The organism is Streptomyces sp. NPDC107454, assembly GCF_055582885.1.
Map to the genome: position 1 here is coordinate 270,383 of NZ_JBVJPA010000008.1, position 24,070 is coordinate 294,452.

A 24,070-nucleotide genomic window follows, 5' to 3' on the forward strand; every position below is an offset into this window, starting at 1 on the left:
GCCGTACGTCACTCGCTGACGTGACGTCGACTTGAGCCCCTCACTCGACTTGCGCCCCTCACTCGACCACGTGGCGTCCCTCGGGCCGAGCGCTGCACGATGCCCGGAAAGCGCAGTGTGTGCAGTGTTGTCCCGTGGTCGGTGAGAACCGTTCGTCGAGGACCTTCCCGGCCGCGGTGGCGAGCAGGTCGCCGACCCACTCGCCCTCGAGGGGCTCCTGGGCCTGCACCTTGGGGAGGGTCTCGCCGCCGTTCTTCTTGGCGGCGCCCTGGCGCAACTGGACGAGTTCCGCGCCGCCCGGCTCGGGGCGTACGCCGTCGAAGGTGTCGTCGACGGCCCCCTCACGGACGGCGAGCTGGTAGACGGCGAGCTGCGGGTGGTGCGCCACCTCCGCGGCGCTGGGTGCGTGTTTGCCGGTCTTGAAGTCGACCACGTAGGCGCGGCCCTCGGTGTCCGTCTCGACACGGTCCATGGAGCCCCGGATGCGCACCTCGTAGTCGCCCGCCTCCAGGGTCACGTCGAAGTCGTGCTCACTGGCCACCGGCACACGTCCCGCACGAACGCCGTTGGAGTCGACGTGCCACTTCAGGAAGCGTTCGAGCGCCGCGCGCGCGTGCTCCTTCTCCTGTGCGGACTTCCAGGGCGCGTCGAAGGCGAGCGCGTTCCACACGGAGTCCAGACGTTCCATGAGGACGGCGAGGTCGGCGGGGGTGCGTCCGGAGGCGACCTCGTCGGCGAGGACGTGCACCACGTTGCCGAAGCCCTGGGCGGCGGTCGCGGGCGCGTCGGCCTTGACCTCGCGGCCCAGGAACCACTGCAGGGCGCAGGTGTTGGCGAGCTGGTCGAGGGCGCTTCCGGAGAGCACGACGGGCTGGTCGCGGTCGCGCAGCGGCACCTTGCTCTCGGTCGGCTCGTACATGCCCCACCAGCGGTAGGGGTGCGCGGACGGCACGAGGGGGCGGCCGTCCTCGTCGCCGAGTGCCGCGAGCTTGGCCAGGCGGTGGGCCGCGGCCTGCCGGAGGGTGTCCGAGACCCGCGGGTCGACCGTGGTGGCGCGCAGTTCGGCGACCAGGGCGGCGACGGACAGCGGGCGGCGGGGGCGGCCGGTGACATCTCTGGGTTCGACGCCGAGTTCGGTGAGGAAGCGGGAGGGCTGGTCGCCGTCGTCGGCGGGGGCCTTCACGGCGGTGACGATCAGGCGTTCACGCGCGCGTGTGGCGGCCACGTAGAACAGACGGCGCTCTTCGGAGAGGAGCGCTCCGGGGGTGAGGGGTTCGGCGAGGCCGTCGCGTCCGATGCGGTCGGCCTCCAGCAGGGAGCCGCGGCGGCGCAGGTCCGGCCACAGGCCCTCCTGGACGCCCGCGACGACGACGAGGCGCCACTCCAGGCCCTTGGAGCGGTGCGCGGTCATCAGGCGTACGGCGGCGGGGCGCACCGCCCTGCGGGTGAGCGTGTCGGCGGCGATGTCCTGGGCCTCGATCTCCTCCAGGAAGTTGAGGGCGCCGCGCCCGCCCGTGCGTTCCTCGGCGCGGGCCGCGGTCGCGAACAGCGCGCAGACGGCGTCGAGGTCGCGGTCGGCGTTGCGTCCGGCCGCGCCACCGCGTCGGGCGGCCCGCTCCAGGCGCTGCGGCCACGGTGTTCCCTCCCAGAGGTCCCAGAGCGCCTCCTCGGCCGTCCCGCCGCCCGCCAGGCGCTCCCGTGCCTTGCGCAGCAGCGCACCGAGGCGCTGGGCTCCCCGGGCGTACGCCGGGTCGTGTGCGACGAGCCGCTCCGGCTCGGCCAGCGCGCGGGTGAGCAGTTCGTCGGAGGGCGGCGGTACGTGGTTGCCCGCGGCGCGCTCCTCCTCGCGCAGCGCGCGCCCCAGGCGCCGCAGATCGGCCGCGTCCATGCTCGCGAGGGGCGAGGCGAGCAGGGTGAGCGCGGTTTCGGTGTCGAGCCAGGGCGCGGCTTGCGCGTCGGCATCCTCAGAGACGTCGATGTCTTCGGGTGCGTCGGCATCCTCAGGTACGTCGGCGTCTTCAGGTACGTCCGCGTCTTCAGGCACGTCGCTGTCGGCGCCGGACGGCGCGGCCGTACCCGACTCCGCGCGCGCCACCGCCCGCAGTGCCGTCAGCAAGGGCGTGACCGCCGGTTCGTGCCGCAGCGGCAGGTCGTCGCCGTCGATGTCGAGCGGCACGCCCGCCGCGGTGAGCGCCCGCCTGATCGTCGGGATCGTGCGGGAGCCGGCGCGCACCAGGACGGCCATGTCGCCCCAGGGGACGCCGTCCTCCAGGTGGGCGCGACGCAGGATGTCCGCGATGTTGTCCAGCTCCGTGCCCGCCGTCGGGTAGGTGTAGACCTCGACGGCGCCGCCGTCCCGTACCGGAGACAGCGCGCGGTGGGCGCGTACCTTCTCCGCCGGAAGGCGGGTCAGCGGCATGCGCTGGGTGATCAGACGGGTGGCGGTCAGCAGGGCGGCGGCGGAGCGGCGGGAGGTGCGCAGCACCTCGACCGGCGCGGGGCGGCCGTCCGCGCGCGGGAAGGCGTCGGGGAAGTCCAGGATGCCGTTCACGTCCGCGCCCCGGAAGGCGTAGATCGACTGGTCGGGGTCACCGAAGGCGACCAGGTTGCGGCCGCCGCCGGCGAGGGCGTGCAGCAGCCGGACCTGCGCGGGATCGGTGTCCTGGTACTCGTCCACGTAGACGGCGTCGTACTGCGCGGCGAGGTGTTCGGCGACGCCCGGACGCCCGGCGAGCAGCACCGCGCGGTGGACGAGTTCCGCGTAGTCGAGCACTCCTTGGAGGTCGAGAACGTCCAGGTACTCGGCGAGGAAGGCGGCGGCCGCGCCCCAGTCGGGGCGGCCGATGCGCCGGGCGAAGGCGGTCAGGGCGTCGGGGCTCAGGCCCAGTTCGCGGCTGCGCGCCAGTACCGCGCGGACCTCGTCGGCGAAGCCGCGCGTGGTCAGGCAGGCGCGCAGCTCGTCCGGCCAGCGGACATGGGCGAGACCGAGCCGCTCCAGGTCGGGCTGGCCCGCGAGCAGTTCGCGCACCGCCACGTCCTGCTCGGGTCCGGACAGCAGCCGCAGAGGCTCCACGAACAGGTCGCTGTCCTGGTGGGCGCGGACCAGGGCGTAGCAGAACGAGTGGAAGGTGGTCGCCCGGGGAGCGCGGGCGGCCCCTATGCGCAGCGCCATGCGGTCGCGCAGTTCGACGGCCGCCTTGCGGCTGAAGGTCAGCACCAGGATGCGTTCCGGGTCGCCGCCCCGCGCGATCCGCGCCGCGACGGACTCGACGAGCGTGGTCGTCTTGCCGGTGCCGGGGCCGGCCAGCACGAGCAGCGGTCCCGCGTCATGGTCAACCACCGCGCGCTGCTCTGCGTCCAGACGAGGGGGCCCCACTCGGACCGGCGCGGTACGTACCAGTCGGTACGCGCCGCGGGTCCCCTGCCGCACCTGGGGGTGCGACAGGCGCCTGGTGGAAGAAGAGGAGCTCACGTGGTTCGCCGGTCCTGGAGGTTGTGCGGGATATCACTGCCGGCGCGGAGCGCCGTCGTTGAGGGGCGGTGGTCGGGCGACGGGCGGGAGGAGCGCCGCGCGTTCAGGGCGGTGGCCGCGGGGTGAAGCGGATGCGTGCCGTCGACGCTACGCCGGTGAGCATCGCGGAAGGAGGGCTTCCCCTTCTTCCCTCACACCACGTGCGTCCCCCGGCTCTCGAACGTACGGCATGTCACGGGCGTGCCCCGTTTCCCCCGTACGGGCCACAGGTTCCCCATCGCCCCGTCCGATGCCGGAAGCTGTCAGGTGTGACCCTGCGCGCGTTCGCCGCCGTCCCATCGTGCCCGTCTCATGTCGATGCGCGGCAGATGCCCCTCGGCGGCCCTGCTCGCCTCCTTCAGGGGTGTGCCCTCGTCGCGGTAGTGACCCAGCGCATCGAGTTCGTGGCCCGGGAGCAGCGCGCCGTCCGCGCGGACGACCCGCCACCACGGGACCGGTCCTCCGTAGAGGGCCATCACCCGGCCCACCTGGCGCGGTCCGCCCTCCTCCAGCCACTCGGCGACGTCCCCGTACGTCATCACGTGCCCCGGCGGGATCGACTCGGCGACCTCAAGGACCCGCTCCGCGTACTCCGGCAGGGCATCCGTCGGCAGGCTCTCCTCGCTCATCCGCCCCATCCTGCCCCATCCCACCGACAGTGCGACGATCCGGTGACTGTGCGTATCCCTCGCCACGAAGGCGCACTTGGGGCAGACTGTGCGCCCCCGTATTTGCACCCTGATGCCCCCGTGTGTCGGTGGGGCATGCCACCATCGTGCGGGCGGTGACTGGTGATACGAGATCAAGAAGAGACGATGAGGCAGCAGGGCGTGCACCCCGAAGACGCGGAGACCACCTCCGCGGCCTCGGCGCGTCCGGACACCGGCGACACCGGCCCGAAGGACCCGGGCGAGGCGGCGGACGAGCCCACCACGAGGGTGGACGAAGAACCCGTTCCTGACACCCACGGACGAGCCCAGAAGCGACTCGATCCGGCGGACGACTGCGGCGACGAGGTCCACAACGACGAGGTCGAGGGCGACGAACCGCTGCTGCCCGCGCGCGTGCACCGTCCGTCGGATCTGATGCGGCTCATGGTCGGCGTCCTCGCGATCACCGTGCTGCTGGCCATCGCCGCGTTCGCCCACGGCACCACCTCGGGGCTCGAACAGGACATCAACAAGGGCACCGGCCAGGCACCCGATCTGCTGATCAAGATCGCGGGTCTGGCGTCGAGCATCGCGATCCTCCTGGTGCCGGTCGCCTTCGCGATCGAGCGGCTGATCAAGCGGGACGGGCTGCGCATCGCCGACGGCGTGCTGGCCGCGGTGCTCGCGCACGGAGTGACCCTCGCCACGGACCTGTGGGTCGCCAAGGGTGCCCCGAACTCCATCCAGGAGGCACTCACCCAGCCCTCGCCGGGTGACATCCACGCCCTGACCGACCCGGTGCACGGCTATCTGGCGCCGGTCATCGCGTACATGACTGCCGTCGGGATGTCCCGTAGACCGCGCTGGCGCGCGGTGCTGTGGGTGGTGCTGCTCCTCGACGCCTTCTCCATGCTGGTCACCGGCTACACCACACCGTTCTCGATCATCCTGACGGTGCTGATCGGCTGGAGCGTCGCGTACGGGACGCTGTACGCGGTCGGCTCACCGAACGTGCGTCCGACCGGGCGGACGCTGATGGCGGGCCTGCGGCACGTCGGCTTCCACCCCGTCAGCGCGGCCCGCGAGGACACGCCCGACACCACGGAGAACGGCGATCGCGGTCGGCGCTACTTCGTCACCCTGGAGGACGGCCCGCCGCTGGACGTCACCGTGGTCGACCGCGAGCAGCAGGCGCAGGGCTTCTTCTACCGAGTGTGGCGCAACCTGACGCTGCGCGGTCTCGCCACCCGTCGCAGTCTCCAGTCGCTGCGCCAGGCCCTGGAGCAGGAGGCGCTCCTCGCGTACGCGGCCATCGCGGCCGGGGCCAACGCCCCGAAGCTGATCGCGACCTCCGAGCTCGGCCCGGACGCCGTGATGCTCGTCTACGAGCACACCGGCGGGCGCACGCTGGACTCGCTGCCCGACGAACTCATCACCGACGATCTCCTGCGCGACACCTGGCATCAGGTGCAGGCCTTGCAGTCGCGACGCATCGCACACCGCAGGCTCGCGGGTGACGCGATTTTGGTGGATCGTTCCGGCATGGTGATCCTCACCGACCTTCGCGGCGGTGAGATCGCGGCCGGCGATCTGCTGCTGCGCATGGACATCGCCCAGTTGCTGACCACGCTGGGGCTGCGCGTCGGCGCCGAGCGCACGGTGTCGTCGGCCGTCGGCGTGCTCGGCCCGGACGCGATCGCCGACTGCCTGCCGCTGCTGCAGCCCATCGCGCTGACGCGCTCCACGCGCGCGACGTTGCGCAAGCTGGCCCGGGAGCGCGCCCAGCGCGAACGCGACGCGGTCCTGGAGGCCTCCCGGCAGAACAAGCTCGCCCGCGCGGAACAGGCCCAGCACGCCGAGGCCGCCGTGGAAAAGCCCGACAAGAAGGCCGTACGCGCGGAACAGCGGGCCGAGAAGCGGGCGATAGACGAGGCACTGGACGAAGCGCGCGAGGAGGATCTCCTCACCCAGATCCGCCATCAGGTGCTGCGGATCCGCCCGCAGGCGCCGGTCGAACCGGCCCGCCTGGAGCGGGTGCGGCCACGCACACTGATCAGTTTCATCGCCGGTGCCATCGGTGGGTACTTCCTGCTGACGCAGCTCACCCACATCGAGTTCGGGACCCTCTTCGACAACGCCCAGTGGGGCTGGGTCGCCGCGGCTGTGCTGTTCTCCGCGGTGAGCTACTTCGCGGCGGCGATGGCGCTGCTCGGCTTCGTACCGGAGCGGGTGCCGTTCATGCGGGCCGTCGCGGCACAGGTCGCCGGCTCGTTCGTGAAGATCGTGGCGCCCGCCGCGGTCGGCGGTGTGGCCCTCAACACGCGCTTCCTGCAGCGTGCCGGGGTGCGGCCGGGGCTCGCGGTGGCGAGTGTCGGCGCGTCCCAGCTGTTCGGGCTCGGCTGCCACATCCTGATGCTGCTGTCCTTCGGCTATCTGACCGGCACCGAGAAAACGCCGTCCCTGTCGCCCTCCCGCACGGTCATCGCCGGTCTGCTGACGGTCGCCGTACTGGTGCTCGTCGTGACGTCGGTGCCGTTCCTGCGCAAATTCGTCAGCACGCGCGTGAGGTCGCTGTTCGCGGGCGTCGTACCGCGCATGCTCGACGTGCTCCAGCGGCCCCAGAAGCTGATCACCGGCATCGGCGGCATGCTGCTGCTGACCGCCTGCTTCGTGATGTGCCTGGACGCGTCGATCCGGGCCTTCGGCCACCAGCAGCCCACCACGCTCAGCCTCGCCAGCGTCGCCGTCGTCTTCCTCGCCGGTAACGCGCTCGGCTCCGCGGCGCCGACCCCCGGTGGCGTCGGTGCCGTCGAGGCGACCCTCACGGTCGGTCTGATCGCCGTGGGGCTCCCCAAGGAGGTCGCCGCTCCCGCGGTGCTGCTGTACCGGCTGCTGACACTGTGGCTTCCGGTGCTTCCGGGCTGGCTGTTCTTCAACCACCTGACCCGCAAGGGCGCCCTCTAGAGCCCCGCGCCGACCGTCCCGTACGAGCCTCCCGCGCGCCCTCACCCGCACGGCCCGCGTCCCGAGCGCCCCGCCCCGCACGACCGCAGGATGGGGAGCATGCCGAACCCGTCTCCGCCGCGCGCCGCTGCGCTGGCGCTCTCCGTCGCTGTGCTGTCCGCCGTGCTGACCGGCTGCAGCGACAACTCGAACAGCGAGGACCTGCCGACCCAGAAGCTGAGCTGGAAGGACTGCCCGGCCCCCGCCGAGTCCGAGGGCGGCGGCAACGCCCCCTCTCCCCTGCCGGGCGGCACACAGTGGCAGTGCGCCACCATGAAGGCCCCCCTCGACTGGGCCGACCCCAAGGGCGACACCATCGGGATCGCGCTGATCCGGGCGCGGACGAGCGGCGACCAGAGCAAACGCATCGGCTCCCTCATCTTCAACTTCGGCGGTCCCGGCGGCTCCGGTGTCACCACGCTGCCCGCCTTCGGCGAGGACTACGCGAAGCTGCGCACCCGCTACGACCTGGTGAGCTTCGACCCGCGCGGGGTCGGCCGCAGCGCGGGCGTGAAGTGCGAGGACGACAGCCGACTCGACGTGTTCTTCCAGCAGGACGCCACCCCCGACGACGCCGCCGAGCAGAAGAACCTCCTCAGCAACACGAAGACGTTCAACGCGGCCTGCGAGAAGAACTCCGGGCGGACCCTCCCCCACGTGCGCACCACCGACGCGGCCCGCGACATCGACCTCATGCGCCAGGTGCTCGGCGACGCCAAACTGCACTACTTCGGCATCTCGTACGGCACCGAACTCGGCGGCGTCTACGCCCACTTGTTCCCCAAGAACGTGGGGCGCGCCGTCTTCGACGCGGTCGTCGACCCGACGCAGAACCCGGAACAGAGCGCGCTCGGGCAGGCCAGGGGCTTCCAGCTCGCGCTCGACAACTTCGCCAACGACTGCACCTCGAAGACCGAGCCCTGCCCGATCGGCGACACCCCTCAGGACGTCAAGGACCGCATCGCCAAACTCCTCAAGGACCTGGACAGCAAGCCCATCCCCGGCGTCTTCCCACGCCAGCTCACCCAGACCGAGGCCACCAACGGCATCGCGCAGGCCCTGTACTCCAAGGACTTCTGGGAGTACCTGACGGAGGGCCTGGACCAGGCGTACAGCGGTGACGGCAAGGTATTGATGCTGCTGTCCGACTCGATGAACGGGCGCAGCCAGAACGGCCAGTACAGCAACCTCTACGCGGCCAACGTCTCCATCAGCTGCGCCGACGACAAACCGCGGTACACGATCCCCGACGTGCAAGCCAGTCTGCCGGCGTTCCGGGCCGCCTCACCGCTCTTCGGCGACTTTCTGGCCTGGGGCATGCTCAGCTGCACCAACTGGGCCGTCCCGGGCGCCGCCGACCACCCTGACGTCAGCGCCACCGGTGCGGCGCCGATCCTCGTGGTCGGCAACACAGGCGACCCGGCCACGCCGTACCAGGGCGCGAAGAAGATGGTCGACGCGCTGGGCAAGGGCGTCGGCGTCGAGCTGACCTACAAGGGCCAGGGGCACGGCGCGTACGACAGCGGGAACAAGTGCGTGCACAACGCGGTGAACGGCTATCTGCTGGACGGGACCGTACCGCCCGCGGGAACCGTCTGCACCTAGAACCGATACCACCCCACCCGAGAAAGTGCAGGTCAAAGGGTTATCCACAGGCCTCCGCGGCGTCGGCCGCGGGCGCCTACCATGGCCTGCATGTGATCCGCGACATCCGGCGGACCACGGGCGAGGGGGAAGTTCATGACGCGTTTCGCACGGTGGACGGCCGCGGCGGCCGCCGCGTTGCTGGTGGCAGGCTGCGGCAGCGGCTCGTCGGGGGACGGCAAGGACGAGGGGAAGAACAGCGGCCGGCCGTCGGCCGGGGTGCCTTCCTCCGGCACCGCCTCGGGACTGCCCGCCTCGCTCACCTCGCAGAAGCTCGACTGGGGCCGCTGCAAGAGCTCCTCCGCGCCGGGCAGCGGCTGGCAGTGCGCGACACTCAAGGTGCCGCTGGACTACGCGAAGCCGGACGGCGAGACGATCGGCCTGGCGCTGATCCGCTCGAAGGCGACCGGCGGCCAGAGCAAGCGCATCGGCTCACTCCTGTTCAACTTCGGCGGCCCCGGCGGCTCGGGCGTCGACACGATGCCGTCGTACGAGAGCGCCGTCGGCCCGCTCCACGAGCGCTACGACCTGGTGAGCTGGGACCCGCGCGGCGTCGCCGCCAGCGAGGGCGTGCGCTGCCGCAGCGACAAGGCGATCCAGGCAGCCGAGTCCGTGGACGCCACCCCGGACGACGCGGCCGAGGAGGCCGCGTACTTCAAGGACGCCGCCGACTTCGGCAAGGGCTGCGCGAAGGCCGCCGGAAAGCTGCTGTCACACGTCTCCACGACCGACACGGCGCGCGACATGGACCTGATGCGCCAGGTCCTCGGCGACGGGACGATGCACTACCTCGGCTTTTCGTACGGGACCGAACTCGGCGGCGTGTACGCCCACTTGTTCCCCAAGAACGTGGGCCGTCTGGTGCTGGACGCCGTCGTCGACCCGAGCGCCGACACGGTCGGCCACGCCAAGAACCAGACCCTGGGCTTCCAGCGCGCCCTGGACGACTACCTCAAGTCCACCGGCCAGAACCCCAAGCAGGGCTCCCAGAAGATCGTGGACCTGCTGAACCGCATCGACGCGAACCCCCTGCCGACGGCCGACGGCCGCAAGCTCACCCAGACGCTCGCGCTCACCGGCATCGTCCTGCCCCTGTACAGCAAGGAGGGCTGGCCCCGCCTGACCAGCGCGCTCAAGGGCGCCGAGGGCGGTGACGGTTCGGGTCTGCTGGCCCTCGCCGACGGCTACAACGACCGCGATTCCTCGGGGCACTACGGCACGACGACCCATTCCCAACGGGTCATATCGTGCTTGGACGACAAGCAGCGGCCGACTCCCGCGGAGACGAAGAAGCTGCTGCCCGAGTTCGAGAAGATCTCGCCCGTCTTCGGGGACTTCATGGGCTGGGACACCGCGGGTTGGTGCCACGACTGGCCGGTCGCCGGCCAGTACGACAACCCGGAGGTCAGCGCGCCGGGCGCCGCGCCCATCTTGATCGTGGGCAACACCGGGGACCCCGCGACTCCGTACGAGGGCGCCCGCAGAATGGCCGACGAGCTGGGCAAGGGCGTCGGAGTGGAGCTCACCTGGAAGGGCGAGGGCCATGGCGCCTACGGGAGTGGGAGCGAGTGTGTCGACTCCACGGTGAACAGCTATCTACTGGACGGAACGGTGCCGAAGGACGGGAAGGTCTGCGCGTCGTAGTGGCGGGTGCGGCCGACGGGCGCGGACCTGCGCCCGGGCCGACCCGGCCGGCAAGCACCCGGCCGGCGAACCCCCGCTGGGCGAGCACCCGGCCGGCGAAGACCCGGCGCACGGATGCCCGGTCGGCGAAGCCCCGGTCGGCGAATCTCCGGCCCGCACGTGACCGGTCAACGGAAAGGGGCCCGGCACGCACGGTGCCGAGCCCCTCCCGAAAAGCCGTTCGCCTGGTACACCGGCGCCTAGTACACCGGCTTCTCCGGCTCGATCTGGTTGACCCAGCCGATCACACCGCCGCCGACGTGCACCGCGTCCGAGAAGCCCGCGGACTTCAGCACGGCGAGCACCTCCGCGCTGCGGACGCCCGTCTTGCAGTGCAGGACGATCTTCTTGTCCTGCGGAAGGGTCTCCAGGGCGGTGCCCATGAGGAACTCGTTCTTCGGGATCAGCTTGGCGCCGGGGATCGAGACGATCTCGTACTCGTTGATCTCGCGGACGTCGATGATCTCGATGTTCTCGCCGTCGTCGATCCACTCCTTGAGCTGCTTGGGAGTGATCGTCGAGCCGGCCGCCGCCGCCTGGGCCTCCTCGGACACGACACCGCAGAAGGCCTCGTAGTCGATGAGCTCGGTGACGGTCGGGTTCTCGCCGCAGACCGCGCAGTCCGGGTCCTTGCGGACCTTGACCTGGCGGTACTGCATCTCGAGGGCGTCGTAGATCATCAGGCGGCCGACGAGCGGCTCACCGATGCCCGCGAGAAGCTTGATCGCCTCGTTGACCTGGATGGAGCCGATGGACGCGCACAGCACGCCCAGCACGCCGCCCTCGGCGCAGGAGGGGACCATGCCCGGCGGCGGGGGCTCCGGGTAGAGGCAGCGGTAGCAGGGACCGTGCTCGGACCAGAAGACGGAGGCCTGGCCGTCGAAGCGGTAGATCGAGCCCCACACGTACGGCTTGTTGAGCAGGACGCACGCGTCGTTGACCAGGTAGCGGGTCGCGAAGTTGTCCGTGCCGTCGACGATCAGGTCGTACTGGCTGAAGATGTCCATCACGTTCTCGGCCTCGAGCCGCTCTTCGTGAAGGACCACGTTCACGTACGGGTTGATGCCCAGCACGGAGTCACGGGCCGACTCGGCCTTGGAGCGGCCGATGTCCGCCTGACTGTGGATGATCTGGCGCTGCAGGTTCGACTCGTCGACCTCGTCGAACTCCACGATGCCGAGCGTGCCCACGCCCGCGGCGGCCAGGTACATCAGCGCCGGCGATCCGAGGCCGCCGGCGCCCACACACAGCACCTTGGCGTTCTTCAGCCGCTTCTGCCCGTCCATGCCCACGTCGGGGATGATCAGGTGGCGGGAGTACCTGCGGACCTCGTCTACGGTGAGCTCAGCAGCTGGCTCAACCAGGGGTGGCAGCGACACGGGGACTCCGTTGGTCGGTCAATCACTACAGTTGTTCTCCCCGTAACACTGCCACGCCCTTCTTCATTCCGAGACACCCGTTCCGATCCGCGAGACGATCTCGTCCCAGTAGCCGGGCATCGTCTCCCAGGGGTCGGCCCGTCCACCGTGATCCGTGCGGTCGGTGAAGTAGATCGTGGCGGCGCCCTGCCAGCGGGCGATGCGCAGCGCTTCGTCGAGATGACCGCGCGGTACCCCGTGCACGAAGTGACAGAAACGCTCGGGCGGATAGTCGGCGGTCCACTCGGCCACCTGCGACCAGCGGTAGTCGCTCCAGGTGCCGGAGAAGGTCACCAGCTGGTCGGCGCTTTCGGCATAGCCGGGGTAGGGGTGGGTGCCGTGGCCGAAGACGAGGTGCGCGTCGTCGAGAAGCGTGCGCAGCGTGGTGACCGCCCGGCGGACCTCGGGGAGCGCGGCGCGCTCGGTGGGGCAGCGGTGCAGAAGGAAGCCACCGACCCGGTACCAGTCGAGATACCGGTGTGCGTCGGAGATCACCTCGGCGAAGGCGCGTGCGCCGTACGTCACGTCCAGGTGCCCCAGGACGCGCACGCCCGCGTTGCGGAGTCGGCCGGCCGCCTCCAGGCAGTGCGGGTCGGGGCGGATGCCCGGACCGTTGGCCACGTTCAGGACGGCCCAGTGCACGGGGGTACCGGGGCGGGTGAGTTCGCCCCACTCGGCCGGAGCGACGAGGGGGTGCGCATAGCCGGGGACGCCGAGGCCGACCCTTAAGCCCGTGCTCGCGATGTCCGTCGCGGCGCTGGTCAGATGCGGCATGCCGCCTCCATCCAGATATCGGCTAGGGATTCCTCGAGGTTGATGCGGGGCCGCCAGCCGAGCCGGTCGCGTGCGGTGCGCACATCGGCCTGCTGCCAGCTGCCGCAGCCGTCCGGGTAGGGGTACGCGACCGGCGCCCCGTGGTCCGCTTCGGTGCGGGGGTGGCCGATGGCCGACCTCATCGGTCCGGGTGGGCCGTCGAGTTCGTGCAGCGTGCCTCCGTAGCCGGCCACACGGGCGAGGACGGCGGCGGCGTCGCGCAGGCGGACGGCACGGCCCGAGCCGATGTTGATGACGCCCTGCGCGGCGGAGAGCGAGGCGGCGTGCACGGCGCGGGCGACATCGCGGACGTCGATGAAGTCGCGCTGGACGCCGAGTCCGCCGAGTTTGAGTTCGCCGTCGCCGGACTGCATGGCGCGGCGCAGGGCCTCGGCGAGGCGGCCGAGCGGGGATCCGGCGGGGGTGCCGGGGCCCGCGGGCGAGAAGACACGCAGGACGACGGCGTCGAGGCCGGAGCCGAGGACCAGTTCGGTGGCGGCGAGCTTGCTGACGCCGTAGGGGCCGCCGGGGCGCGGTACGGCATCCTCGGCCGTGGAGGAGCCGGGCTGGCTGGGCCCGTACTCGGCGCCGCAGCCGATCTGCACCAGGCGGGCACCGCAGCCGCTGCGGCGAAGGGCCTCGCAGACGGTGGCGACGGCGACGGTGTTGTGCCGGGTCAGTTCGCGGGCTCCGCCGCGGGTGGCGCCCGCGCAGTTGATGACGACCCCGGGGTGCACCGCGTCCAGGAAACGGGTGAGGGCGCCGGGGCTGCCCGAGGCGAGGTCGAACCGTACGTCGGCGTCGTCGCCCCGGCCGAGCGCGGTGAGCTGCACGGCCGGGTCGGCGAGCAGCCTGTCGGCGACGAAACGGCCGAGGTATCCGTTGGCTCCGATCAGCAGAACTCTCATCGGGCGGCTCCCGGGGCGGATTCTCCGGTTCGGGAGGTGATCATCTGGCGTTCTCCTTCGGGGTGGTGCCGTGGGTCGGACGGAGCGCCCGCGGTGTCGGCCCCGCGGGAGGGTGCGCCCGGCGCGAGGGCTGGGCCCTCGGGCGCCGGTCGCGGCTCATGGCGTCCCGCCCGGTGTGGCGTGGGCCGAGGCCCGGGTCAGGGTGCGGGTCGCGTGGATCAGGAGGACGAGCGCCGCCGCGCCGCACACCAGGGCCGGGACGGCACCCGGACCCCAGGCGTCGGTGACGGTCTCGACGGGGGTGGCGACGAACGAGCAGCCGGGCAGGCGGGCCGCGAAGACCGTGGTCAGGGCGGTCACTTCGGCCGCGCCCGCGGCGCCGAGGACGACGGCCGGGGCGTGGGTGAAGCCGCGCGTCGTGAGCAGGCGTGCGAGCAGGAGCAGCGCGCCGAGGGCACCCGCTCCGGCGTACGCGCCGGGTCCGTTGTAGGCACCGGGCTCGCTCGGTGCCTCCCGGCACAGTGCGAGCAGCGCGCCCAGGGCGCAGAGGAACAGGGCGAACACTCCCAGGAGCAGGGGCCGCACGGAGACGGCGAACTCCTCCAGGCCCCGGCTCGCGGTCAGTTTGCGGCGGGCGCCCGCGGTGAAGAGGTGGGCGCACCAGACCGCGGGGGCGCACGCCAGGGCGAGGGCCAGCACGGGTGCGGTGGCCGGGGGCCAGGGGCCGTCGGGGCCGCCTTCGATGCCGACGCTCAGCAGTCCGTCGCCGAGCAGGGCGTACGCGATCAGCCAGCAGGTCCAGGCAAGGGTGCCGCTCGTCGTGCGGTGCGTGGTGCTGAGGGGGCCTCGGCGCAGCGCGGCGCGCAGGCCGAGCGTCACCGCGAGGGTGCCGCCGGCGGCGACCGCGAGGCGCGGCTGCCCTTCGGTGAGTCGCAGCCCGGCCACGGTCCCCGCGCACAGAGCGCCCGGCAGCAGGGAGAGCGCTGCCCAGTCGGCGCGCACGCCGGGGTGTTCGGGGCCCGCGGGCCGGGGTGCCGGGTCCGCGTCGCGGGCCACGCGCGCGTACATCTCCTCGGCGAGCGAGAACACGTCCCGGTGCCGGAACCGTGCGGCGGTGCGGTCGGTCACGCCGTGCGCCTCCAGGCCCGCCGCGATCTCCAGGGGGTCGACGGCACGCTCGCAGAGTTCACGATGCCGGTGCATCAGCGCCTTCACGGGGTCCACGGCACCGCGGCGACCACCTCCGAGAGAGGTGCGGGCACCCCCCGAGTCGTTCCCCGGATCACCCCCGGCGTCGCCGCGCGCACCACCCGAGCCGTCCCGTACGAGTTCGCTCATCACGCGCCCTCCCCCGCCGGCAGCGGAGCTGTGGCGCGCACCGGCGCCCCCGCCGCCCAGCGCGGTCGTCCCGTGACCACGAGACGGGCCTCGGTCCAGCGGCCGGGTACGTGGGCCTCGGCCGGCACGCCGAACGGCAGGGGATCCCCCGCGTCGTCCACGACGAGCCGCCGGACCGGGGAACGCGAGACGATCTCCAGGTAAATGCCGTGAAATGCCGCGATGTTCTGCTCGACCGTGAAGAGTTCGAGGGCTCGCGCGCGGGCCGCCGCGCCCAGGCGCGCACGGCGTTCGGGGTCGCGCAGCAGTGCCACGCACGCCTCGGCGAGCGCCCGCGGATTGCGCGGCGGCACCACCAGCCCCGTACCGCCGATGACTTCGACGACCGCGCCGACGTCCGTGGACACGGTGGCGCGGCCGCAGAACATGGCCTCGACCAGGCTGATAGGGAAGCCTTCGACGACGCTGGAGAGGACGACCACGGCGCCGGACGCATACGCCTCCGCGAGGCTCGGGACCTCCGGGCTGCCGATCTCCTCGAAGGACACCGGGTTGTCGCCGACCGCGTGCACGCCCTCCGCCTCGTCGGGGAAGAGCTGGGCGGCCAGCGCCTTGCAGTGGGCCAGGTACAGCGCGCCCTCCGACCCGTCGGCGGGCGCGCCGACGATCCGCAGCCGGGTCTTGGGTGCCTCCTTGCGGACCTCGGCGAAGGAGTGCAGCAGTGAGATCAGGTCCTTGGCCGGTTCGATGCGGCCGACCCAGACCAGGGTGTCCGCGTCCGCGCATCCGGAGCCGTCGGCCCGCTCGCCCACCTCCGCGAAGCGGGCGGCCTCCATGCCGGGGTAGACGGTGCGCAGTTTGGCGCGGTCGGCGCCGCAGCGCTCCTGCCAGCGGCGCGCGTGGGTGTTGCCGGGCGTGATGAGCGCGGCCCTGCGGTAGACCTCGGCGGCCAGCGCGCCGTGGAAGGCCGCGAGCAGTGCCCGTACCGCGGGGGACTCCTCGGCGGCGGCCGAGGCGAGGTAGTGCGCCCGCAGCTGCACGCCGTACTCCGTCACCAGCAGGGGCACCCCGGCGAAGTGCAGGGCGAGCAGGCCGGGCAGGGCGGCCTCGCCGCCGGCCGCCGCGTGGCAGAGGTCGACCGAGCCGAGTCCGTCGTCCTCGTACCAGTCCAGCGAGAGGGGGCGCAGAGCTCGCTCGACATGAGCGGCGACGGACAGCAGGTCGGGCACACGCGCGGTACGCGCGGCGCGCAGTGCGCCGGGCGCACGGCAGGCGCGCTCCAGGGCGCGCACAGCTCCCTCGGAACGCAGCGCCCCGACCAGCCCGCCCTCGTCGCGGGCCAGTTCCGCGAGCCCGTACAGCGCACTGCCGAAACGGTCCGCCACCACTCCGCGAGAGGCCTCCGACGCCGTCACACCGCCGGAGACCTCCGCGCCGTCGAGGACCGCAGGCGTGGCACACACGGCCGCCGCCAACTCCCCGAAGCACTCGGCGAACCGCCGGCGCGCCCGTCGCCCGTGTACCACGCCGTCGTCCTCGGCCGTCCACAGCGGAGCCGTCCGCACCCGGCTGACCTGCGGCGGCAGCTGGATCCAGCCCTCGTCCTCCTGCCGCTCGCTGCGACTGAGCGCGTAGACGTCGAACTCGTGCTGCCCGAGCCCGCGTACGAGCCGGTCGCACCAGAGTCTGGCGTCACCGCTCACATACGGATAGCCACCCTCCGTAAGCAGTCCGATGCGCACCAGTGCACCCCCGATCTCCCTATGGGGAGCCGCCGTTGACCCGGCGGCTCGCAGCGGGAAGAACGTATGCGCACATGGCGGTGGCGCGACGGACGGTTGTCCATCGCGCCACCAAAAGGGGTGAACGGTCGTAACTTTCCCGTGCGGGTCGCGTTCCGTCGCGCTACGAGATCAACCAGTCACGTTGCATCACACCGCCGTCAGCTGCTTCCGGGCCGCCCGCCGCCGCGCCGCGACCTCCGGATCCAGCGCCGGTACGGCGGCCAGCAGCTGCTTGGTGTACGGGTCGCGCGGCGACTCGTAGACCTCGTCGGCGGGCCCGTGCTCGACGATCCGGCCGCGTCGCATCACCGCGACCCGGTCGCTGACCTGGCGGACGACCGCGAGGTCGTGCGCCACGAACACGAGCGCGAGCCCGAGTTCCCGTTGCAGTTCGGCGAGCAGGGCGATCACCTGGGCCTGGGTGGTGACGTCGAGCGCGGAGACCGGTTCGTCGCAGACGATGACGCGTGGGTCGGCGGCGAGCGCCCGGGCGATACCGACGCGCTGGCGCTGTCCGCCGCTGAACTCGTGCGGGTAGCGGTCGTAGTGCGCCGCTTCGAGCCCCACGCGCTCCAGGAGTTCCCGTACGCGCCCCCTGATGCGCCCCTCCTCGCGTTCCCCGCGGGCGCGCAGGGGATCGGCGATCGACTCGCCCACGCTGCGGCGCGGGTTGAGGGAGGAGACGGGGTCCTGGAAGACCATCTGAACGTCCGGGCGCACGCCTCCGCCGGGCTTGATCTCCCCCGCCGTGGGCTCCAGCAGCCCCACGAGCATCCGTCCCAGGGTGGTCTTGCCGCTGCCGCTCTCGCCCACGATCCCGAGGGTCTCGCCCCGGTGGATCGTCAGCGACACGTCGTCGACGGCCGCGAACACCTTCTTCCCGCGTCCGAATTCGCGCCGCAGGCCGCTCGCCTCGAGAACGACCTCCTCCGTCACCGCGGAGGCGGTGCGCGGCGCGTCCACACGGGGCACCGCGCCGAGGAGTTCCTGCGTGTACGCCTGCGCGGGCGCCCCCAGGACGGCACCGACGAGGCCGTGCTCGACGGCCCGCCCGTGCCGCATGACCAGGATCTCGTCGACGCTCTCGGCGGCGACGCCCACGTCGTGCGTGACGAGGAGCAGGCCCATCCCGGTCTCCTCGCGCAGGGTGTGCAGCAGGTCGAGGATCTGGGCCTGGACGGTCACATCGAGGGCCGTGGTCGGCTCGTCGGCGATCAGCAGGTCGGGTTCGCAGGCCAGCGCCATCGCGATCAGCGCGCGCTGGCGCATACCGCCGCTGAACTCGTGCGGGCGCGAGCGCGCCCGGCGCGCGGCGTCCGGGATGCCGACGCGGTCGAGCACCTCGACGGCACGCGCGCGTGCGGCACGCCGGGAGGCCTTCACGTGCACCCGGTAGACCTCGGCGATCTGGTCGCCGACCGCGTAGTACGGGTCGAGGGACGACAGGGGGTCCTGGAAGACCATGGCGGCCTTCCCGCCGCGCAGCCGCCGCAGTTCGGCGTCGGACGCCTCCTGTACGTCGATGCCGGCCACGCGCACCGAGCCGCCGACGTCGGCTCCCGTGCCGCGGTGCAGCCCCAGGAGGGCCGAGGCGACCGTGGACTTGCCCGAGCCGGACTCGCCGACCAGGCCCAGCGCGGCGCCCTTCTCCAGCCGGAAGGACAGGCCGTCGACGGCGCGCAGCGATCCGAACCCGACCGTCAGGTCGGTGACTTCCACCAAGCTCATACGAGCACCACCCGTCGGTCGGCCACCGCGTACAGCACGTCCGCGACGGCGTTGGCGATGACCACGAAGAAGCCGATGACCAGGACCATGCCGACGACCACCGGCAGGTCGACGACGTTCACCGCGTGCACCAGCTCCTGTCCGATGCCGGGCAGTCCGAAGAGCGTCTCGGTGAGCACCGCGCCGCCGACCGCCGAGCCGACGTTGTTGGCGTTCAGCGCGATGATCGGCGCGAACGCCCCGCGCAGCGCGTGCCGCCCGATGATCGACCGCTCGCCGACGCCGTACGCCCGGAAGGTCCGGATGTGGTCCTCGGCGAGGGTCTCCAGCATCGCGGCCCTGGTCAGCCGGGCGAACGCGGCGGCCTCGATGAGAGCGAGGGAGAACCAGGGCAGCAGCAGGTTCCAGGCCCACTGTTCGGGGTCGTCGGTGAGGCCGACGTACTGCGGGAAGGGCAGCAGTTGCAGCTGGCCGCAGACGACGATCATGAGCACCAGGCCGATCACGAAGACCGGCGTGGCGACGCCCACGAGGGTGACGCCGGTCAGCACGCGCTCGGTGAGCCGGCCGCGCCGCCACGCGGACAGGATGCCGGTGCCGACGCCGAGGATCAGCCACAGCACCATCGCGCCGAACACGAGGGACAGGCTGACCGGCAGCTTCGCCAGGATCAGCTGGGTGACCTGGGTGTCGCCCTGGTACGACAGGCCGAGGCAGGGCGCCGAGCAGTGCTCCACCGAGGTGCCGGTGGAGAAGTCCTGGCCGACGAGGATGCCCTGCAGGAAGTGCCAGTAGCGCACGTACAGCGGGTCGTCGAGCCTCAACTGCTGGGCGACCTGGTGCACTTGTTCCGGAGAGCAGCGCGGGCCGCAGGTGATCTGGGCGACGTTGCCGGGGGTGGCGTAGAAGACGACGTAGACGATCACCGAGATGGCGAGCAGGGTGATCACGGTGCCGACGGTGCGACGCAGGACGAATCCTCCGAAGCCGCTCATGACGTGGCCTCCTCGGTGCTCGTGCTCTTTGCGTTCGCGTCCGCCTTGGCCTCCCGTTTGCGGCCCGTGCCGACGCGCAGGCGCGAGGCCGCGCGCGGGTCCAGGGCCGTGCGGACGCCGTCGCCGAGGACGGTCAGGGCCAGCACGGTCACCAGGAGCGCCCCGGCGGGCAGCAGCAGGTACTGCGGGGCCGCCTGGTACCAGACGTTGGCGGCCGTGAGCATCTGCCCCCAGGACGGCGTCGGGGGCTTCACTCCGACGCCGAGGAAGGACAGCGCGGCCTCGGCGGAAATGTTCATCGGCACGAGGAGCGCGGCGTAGGTGATGACGGGGGCGGCCAGTCCGGGCAGGAGTTCGCGGCGCGCGATGCGCCAGGTGTTCCAGCCGCTGAGCCGCGCGGCGGAGACGTAGTCCAGCCCCTTGAGGGTGAGGGTCTGGGCGCGCACGATCTTCGCGGTGTTGCCCCAGGCGATAAGGCCGATGACGAGCGCGACCAGCAAGGGCCGCGGGAAACTGCTGGGCACGATCGCCAGCAGGGCCAGCGACATGATCATCAACGGCATCGCGACGAAGATGTCGGTGATCCGGCTCAACAGTTGATCGATCCATCGGTTGCCGAGTGCGGCCGCGACGCCCACCACGACACCGACGAGGACCTGTACGACGGTCGCACCCAGCGCGACTCCCAGCGAGACCCGGGCGCCGCACACGAGCCGGGCGAAGAGGTCGCGGCCGGTCTGCGGTTCGACACCGAGCCAGTGGTCGCCGCTGACGCCGCCGAACGAGCCCACGGGCACACCGCCGCGCGCCGAGTCGATGAGGGACGGGTGGTAGGTGGTCGCGTCCTGGCCCTCGATCGCGGTGAGCAGCGGGGCGGCGAGCGCGAGCAGGACGAGCAGCGCGACGACGCCCGCCGCGACGAGGGCGGCGCGCTGCGTGCGCAGCCGCCGCCAGAACTGACGGGCCCCCGAGGCCCCCGGGGCGGACGCGAGGTCCGTCCCGGGGGCCTGAGAGGCGACGATTGCCTCGCTCACGGCGCTACTTCACCGCGACCTGGGAGATGTCCAGCACGCCGGTCCAGTCGCTGATCACGATGTTCTTGACCGAGCTGCCGTACAGGCGCTTGTAGACGGGGTGGAACAGCGGCACGGTCAGGGCCTGCTCGCCGATCTTCTTGTCCAGTGCGCCCCAGCGCTTGGCGGCCTCGTCAAGATTCGTCAACTTGTTGATCGCGTCGATCTCGTCATTGACGGACTTGTCGTCGAGGAAACCGGTGTTGAAGTTCGCGCCGTCCTTGACGATCTGGCGGCCGTCGAAGATCGGGGCCAGGAAGGGGCCGCCGGAGGGCCAGTCGGCACCCCAGTGGGCGAGGAAGAAGCCGGGCTCGGTCTTCACGCCGTGGATCTTGTCCCGGTAGTCGTTGTCCTCCAGGCCCTGGAGCTTGACGGTGATGCCGGCCTTCTTCAGGGCGTCCTGGAGGGCGGTCGCGATCTCCGGGCTGGTCTCGAAGTTCTTGTCGTTGGAGTGCGTGAGGGTGACGGTGATCCCGTTCGGGTGACCGGCCTCCTTCAGCAGTTCCTTGGCCTTGGCCGGGTTGCCGGACGCGCCCGCCGGGAAGTGGTCGTAGGGCGTGTAGCCGAAGGACTTCTGGTTCGGCAGGTACGTGGTCGCGGCCTCGGCCAGCGACGAACCACCGGCCGCGTTGATGACCGACGAACGGTCGACGGCGTACGCGATCGCCTGCCGCACCTTCGGGTCGTCGAACGGCTTCACCTTCGGGTTGAAGGCGATGTAGTTGGTGTAGCCGAAGTGGCCGGTGCCGACGCGTGCCGCCAGCGCCTTGTCACCCGTCACCTTGGCCAGCTCGGCCGGGCCGAGGTTGGTGTCCGTGGTGACGGCGGCGGCATCCGTGCCCTGGGACGCGGACAGCCGCTGGTTGATCACGGAGGAGTCCAGGCCCGACCGTACGTCGATCTTGTCCGGGTAGGCCTTGCGCTCGGCGTCGGTCGCCGCGGACCAGTACGGGTTGCGCTCCAGGGTGATCCGCTCGCCGTCGTTCTCGTTCTTGACGACCTTGTACGGGCCGGAGGAGACCGGGTGCTCCTCGTACTTCGTGCCGTTGTCCTTGGCCTTGGGGACGGGCGTGAACTGGGTCTGCGTGGCGAGGAAGGGGAACTCGCCCTCGGGCTTGTTCAGGTGGAAGACGATGGTCAGGTCGTCCGGGGTCTCGATCGAGGCGAGGCCCTTCTTGTCCTTGTACGGCCCCTGGTAGTCGGCTCCGCCGATGAGCCAGTCCCGCAGGTAGGGCGCGCCGCCGGAGAGCTCGGCCGCGAAGGAACGCTCGATGCCGTACTTGATGTCGGCGGAGGTGATCGGCGAACCGTCCTCGTACTTGAGGCCCTTCTTCAGGGTGTACGTCCACACGGTCGCGTTCTCGCTCGGGCGGCCGGTGTCGGTGGCGAGGTCGGGGACGACCTTGGCGCCCGCGGCCCCGTTCTCACGGTTGCGCGTGGTCAGCGTACGGAAGACGAGGGAGGGGACGTTGCCGCCGCCGGAGGTGTAGAGGCGCGCCGGGTCGAAGTCCTCCTGCGGGGTCGCGTTGAGGACGGTGAGCGTGCCTCCCTTCTGCGGCTTGGAGTCGCCACCGGCGCCCTTGGCATCGTTGTCCTTCGGCCCGCAGGCGGCCGCGCCCGCTGCCACGACCAGGGTGACGGATGCCGCGGCCACGCGGCGGGCTATGACGGACGGTTGACGCATCGGAAGACGACCTCTCGAATGATGAGACAGATTGACGAGGAGTGAGACGGAAGTGAACGGACGTCTGCCCCGGCGTCAGGTCGTCAAAAAAGGTCGCGAAGTCGGAAACCCAGGGACCAATACGGTCACCCAGGGTTACGACGGAAGCGGAAGCACGACGCACACGCCAAGGGCGGGCGTCAGCGACAGTGGATGTCTGCGACGCAGAGCGCGGTCACGCCAATCAGCGCCAGCTCGATGGCGGCGCGACGGACGGCATGACTAGACCACATGCGCAGAAATATGAACGAACTTTCGGAGCATGTCAACGTGGCCCCAGCGGCCCCCCGCGACTCCTCCGTCAACTCCCCGGATAGGGCCAGGGGTTGGCCCGACAGTGGATTCCGTCATGGTCGAGGAATTTGGTCTGCTGCTGCATGACGGGTGCGAGCTCGCCGTCCTTGTCGCAGGTGACATGGCCGTATCCGAGGCGGTGGCCGACCTCGTGGTTGATGAGCATCTGCCGGTACGGGTGAATCGCGTCACCGTAGGTCTTGGAGCCCTGCGCCCAGCGGTACGCGTTGATCATCACGCGCTCGGTGGAGGCCGAGTCGCACGACACGTTGTCCTCGGTCGTGTCCAGCCCGGACTTGGCGCACCACTCGGCGGTGGTGCCGGGGCTGGCCAGCGTGATCACGAAGTCGGGCTTGCCGGAGGAGATCCGCTCGAAGGTGCGGGCGCCGTTGTGGGCCCAACTCCGTTTGTCGTTCAGCGTCTTCTGGACGGCCTGCGCGAAGAGGGCGGCGTCGAGGCCGAGGCCTTTCTCCACATCCACCCGATATGTGTACTTCCGCCCGTTTCCGGGCGCCTTGTCGAACCCGGGGACGGCGTCGAACTTCCCCGAGGCCTTGAGGGTGGCACTGAGCGCGTACGTCACACCCATCTTCTGGTCGTACGTCAGTGGTGTCGCGCTCGGGGTCACGGACGGAGTCGACCCGGTGCCCCCGGGCGAGGCGGACGCGCGGGCGTCCAGTCCGCCACCGGCGGCGGACTGCGTCTGCGCGGTGGCGTGGTGCCGCCCGGCGGCCACCTGTCCGGCCACCACCACGGCGAGCACGGTGGTGACGGCGGCCGCGGCGATTCCGGTGAACGCCCGCCCCTTGACGCCCTTGCCCTTCTCCGCCTCCTCGGTCCCCGGCCCTTCGGTCCCGGTCCTGCCCCCGTTGACGCTCTCGCTCTCGTCGAAGGCGTCGACGTAGGCCTGCCGGAGCCCCGGGCCGGGCCCGAGCCCGGCGTCGGCCTCCTGCCGCTGCCGGGGGATGCGCGGTCCAGGTGCCCCCTGGGGCATGCCTTGGGGCGCCCCCTGGGGCATGGCCTGCGGCCCGCCGTCCGTGGCTCCCGCCGTCCGTGGGCCACCCCTGAACGCGCCCCAGCCACCGCCGGGTTCACGCTGCTCGGGATGTCCCGCACGCGCCTGGGGCACACCCCGCGCGGGGGTGCCATCGGCGAACCGCGGAACACCATGGGCCGGCGTGCCATCGGGAAGGCGCGGGAAGCCGTGCGCGGGAGTCCCGTCGGGAAGGCGTGGGAAGCCGTGCGCCGGAGTCCCGTCCGGATAACGCGGCACACCATGCGCCTGCGCGCCGTCCTGGTGACGCGAAACACCCTGCACCGGGGTCCCGCTCGCCATCCGCGGGAAGCCGTGCGCGGGAGTCCCGTCGGGAAGGCGCGGGACACCATGCGCCGGAGTCCCGTCCTGGTGACGCGGAACACCCTGCACCGGGGTCCCGCTCGCCATCCGCGGGAAGCCGTGCGCGGGAGTCCCGTCGGGGAGGCGTGGGAAGCCGTGCGCGGGCGTG

General features: G+C 71.6%; 16 protein-coding genes. 3 read left to right on the top strand and 13 right to left on the bottom strand.

Features of this window, described 5'->3' with window-relative positions; translation table 11 throughout:
• Positions 1 to 58: 58 nt before the first annotated feature.
• Entirely contained in the window at positions 59 to 3,472 is a 3,414-nt protein-coding gene (locus ACZ69M_RS22075; protein WP_470052054.1) for an ATP-dependent helicase, read from the bottom strand.
• A 302-nt stretch (positions 3,473 to 3,774) separates the two neighbouring features.
• A complete protein-coding gene (locus ACZ69M_RS22080) occupies positions 3,775 to 4,140 on the bottom strand; it encodes an MGMT family protein (protein WP_470052056.1) in 366 nt (121 codons plus the stop codon).
• Positions 4,141 to 4,326: 186 nt separating this feature from the next.
• Between ACZ69M_RS22080 and ACZ69M_RS22085 the strand changes: the two genes are divergently transcribed.
• The 3 genes from ACZ69M_RS22085 to ACZ69M_RS22095 all read left to right on the top strand — a co-directional run bounded on the left by ACZ69M_RS22085 (position 4,327) and on the right by ACZ69M_RS22095 (position 10,452).
• Complete coding sequence (locus ACZ69M_RS22085) at positions 4,327 to 7,125, top strand: lysylphosphatidylglycerol synthase transmembrane domain-containing protein (protein ID WP_470052058.1); 2,799 nt, start codon at positions 4,327 to 4,329, stop codon at positions 7,123 to 7,125.
• A gap of 99 nt (positions 7,126 to 7,224) precedes the next feature.
• Positions 7,225 to 8,769, top strand: a complete 1,545-nt coding sequence (locus tag ACZ69M_RS22090; protein ID WP_470052060.1) for an alpha/beta hydrolase — start codon at positions 7,225 to 7,227, stop codon at positions 8,767 to 8,769.
• A gap of 135 nt (positions 8,770 to 8,904) precedes the next feature.
• Positions 8,905 to 10,452 (top strand): alpha/beta hydrolase, encoded by a 1,548-nt coding sequence (locus ACZ69M_RS22095; RefSeq protein WP_470052062.1) that lies wholly within the window; start codon positions 8,905 to 8,907, stop codon positions 10,450 to 10,452.
• Positions 10,453 to 10,691: 239 nt separating this feature from the next.
• On the opposite strand, the gene moeZ is transcribed toward ACZ69M_RS22095, so the two are convergent.
• From moeZ to ACZ69M_RS22150, 11 genes are all read right to left on the bottom strand, one after another.
• The gene (gene moeZ / locus ACZ69M_RS22100) at positions 10,692 to 11,870 is read right to left on the bottom strand and encodes an adenylyltransferase/sulfurtransferase MoeZ (protein WP_168510986.1); all 1,179 of its coding nucleotides are present in this window, start codon (positions 11,868 to 11,870) and stop codon (positions 10,692 to 10,694) included.
• Between the two features lie 63 nt (positions 11,871 to 11,933).
• Entirely contained in the window at positions 11,934 to 12,683 is a 750-nt protein-coding gene (locus ACZ69M_RS22105; RefSeq protein ID WP_470052064.1) for a spherulation-specific family 4 protein, read from the bottom strand.
• Positions 12,671 to 13,630: an NAD-dependent epimerase/dehydratase family protein gene (locus tag ACZ69M_RS22110; RefSeq protein WP_054228192.1), complete on the bottom strand. Its 960-nt coding sequence runs from the start codon at positions 13,628 to 13,630 to the stop codon at positions 12,671 to 12,673. The genes ACZ69M_RS22105 and ACZ69M_RS22110 overlap by 13 nt, the downstream gene beginning before the upstream one ends.
• Before the next feature lie 156 nt (positions 13,631 to 13,786).
• Entirely contained in the window at positions 13,787 to 14,968 is a 1,182-nt protein-coding gene (locus ACZ69M_RS22115; RefSeq protein ID WP_470052066.1) for a hypothetical protein, read from the bottom strand.
• Positions 14,968 to 16,710 (bottom strand): DUF3492 domain-containing protein, encoded by a 1,743-nt coding sequence (locus ACZ69M_RS22120; protein ID WP_470052068.1) that lies wholly within the window; start codon positions 16,708 to 16,710, stop codon positions 14,968 to 14,970. The genes ACZ69M_RS22115 and ACZ69M_RS22120 overlap by 1 nt, the downstream gene beginning before the upstream one ends.
• Positions 16,711 to 16,899: 189 nt before the next feature.
• The gene (locus ACZ69M_RS22125) at positions 16,900 to 18,480 is read right to left on the bottom strand and encodes a dipeptide ABC transporter ATP-binding protein (RefSeq protein WP_470052070.1); all 1,581 of its coding nucleotides are present in this window, start codon (positions 18,478 to 18,480) and stop codon (positions 16,900 to 16,902) included.
• Complete coding sequence (locus tag ACZ69M_RS22130; RefSeq protein WP_470052072.1) at positions 18,477 to 19,475, bottom strand: ABC transporter permease; 999 nt, start codon at positions 19,473 to 19,475, stop codon at positions 18,477 to 18,479. The genes ACZ69M_RS22125 and ACZ69M_RS22130 overlap by 4 nt, the downstream gene beginning before the upstream one ends.
• The gene (locus tag ACZ69M_RS22135) at positions 19,472 to 20,509 is read right to left on the bottom strand and encodes an ABC transporter permease (RefSeq protein ID WP_470052074.1); all 1,038 of its coding nucleotides are present in this window, start codon (positions 20,507 to 20,509) and stop codon (positions 19,472 to 19,474) included. Before ACZ69M_RS22135 ends, ACZ69M_RS22130 begins: the two co-directional genes overlap by 4 nt.
• A gap of 4 nt (positions 20,510 to 20,513) precedes the next feature.
• The gene (locus tag ACZ69M_RS22140) at positions 20,514 to 22,232 is read right to left on the bottom strand and encodes an ABC transporter substrate-binding protein (RefSeq protein WP_470052076.1); all 1,719 of its coding nucleotides are present in this window, start codon (positions 22,230 to 22,232) and stop codon (positions 20,514 to 20,516) included.
• A 179-nt stretch (positions 22,233 to 22,411) separates the two neighbouring features.
• The gene (locus ACZ69M_RS22145; RefSeq protein ID WP_312639156.1) at positions 22,412 to 22,504 is read right to left on the bottom strand and encodes an Ms4533A family Cys-rich leader peptide; all 93 of its coding nucleotides are present in this window, start codon (positions 22,502 to 22,504) and stop codon (positions 22,412 to 22,414) included.
• 68 nt (positions 22,505 to 22,572) lie between these two features.
• A complete protein-coding gene (locus tag ACZ69M_RS22150) occupies positions 22,573 to 23,901 on the bottom strand; it encodes a DUF3152 domain-containing protein (RefSeq protein WP_470052078.1) in 1,329 nt (442 codons plus the stop codon).
• Positions 23,902 to 24,070: the final 169 nt, after the last annotated feature.

Bases quoted from the DNA above. Each gene is read 5' to 3' on its own strand.
- ACZ69M_RS22110 (WP_054228192.1), bottom strand. From the start codon at position 13,630: ATGAGAGTTCTGCTGATCGGAGCCAACGGATACCTCGGCCGTTTCGTC.
- ACZ69M_RS22125 (WP_470052070.1), bottom strand. From the start codon at position 18,480: ATGAGCTTGGTGGAAGTCACCGACCTGACGGTCGGGTTCGGATCGCTG.
- ACZ69M_RS22080 (WP_470052056.1), bottom strand. From the start codon at position 4,140: ATGAGCGAGGAGAGCCTGCCGACGGATGCCCTGCCGGAGTACGCGGAG.
- ACZ69M_RS22150 (WP_470052078.1), bottom strand. From the start codon at position 23,901: ATGGCGAGCGGGACCCCGGTGCAGGGTGTTTCGCGTCACCAGGACGGC.
- ACZ69M_RS22095 (WP_470052062.1), top strand. From the start codon at position 8,905: ATGACGCGTTTCGCACGGTGGACGGCCGCGGCGGCCGCCGCGTTGCTG.
- ACZ69M_RS22105 (WP_470052064.1), bottom strand. From the start codon at position 12,683: ATGCCGCATCTGACCAGCGCCGCGACGGACATCGCGAGCACGGGCTTA.
- ACZ69M_RS22140 (WP_470052076.1), bottom strand. From the start codon at position 22,232: ATGCGTCAACCGTCCGTCATAGCCCGCCGCGTGGCCGCGGCATCCGTC.
- ACZ69M_RS22130 (WP_470052072.1), bottom strand. From the start codon at position 19,475: ATGAGCGGCTTCGGAGGATTCGTCCTGCGTCGCACCGTCGGCACCGTG.
- ACZ69M_RS22090 (WP_470052060.1), top strand. From the start codon at position 7,225: ATGCCGAACCCGTCTCCGCCGCGCGCCGCTGCGCTGGCGCTCTCCGTC.
- ACZ69M_RS22145 (WP_312639156.1), bottom strand. From the start codon at position 22,504: ATGTGGTCTAGTCATGCCGTCCGTCGCGCCGCCATCGAGCTGGCGCTG.
- ACZ69M_RS22085 (WP_470052058.1), top strand. From the start codon at position 4,327: ATGAGGCAGCAGGGCGTGCACCCCGAAGACGCGGAGACCACCTCCGCG.
- ACZ69M_RS22115 (WP_470052066.1), bottom strand. From the start codon at position 14,968: ATGAGCGAACTCGTACGGGACGGCTCGGGTGGTGCGCGCGGCGACGCC.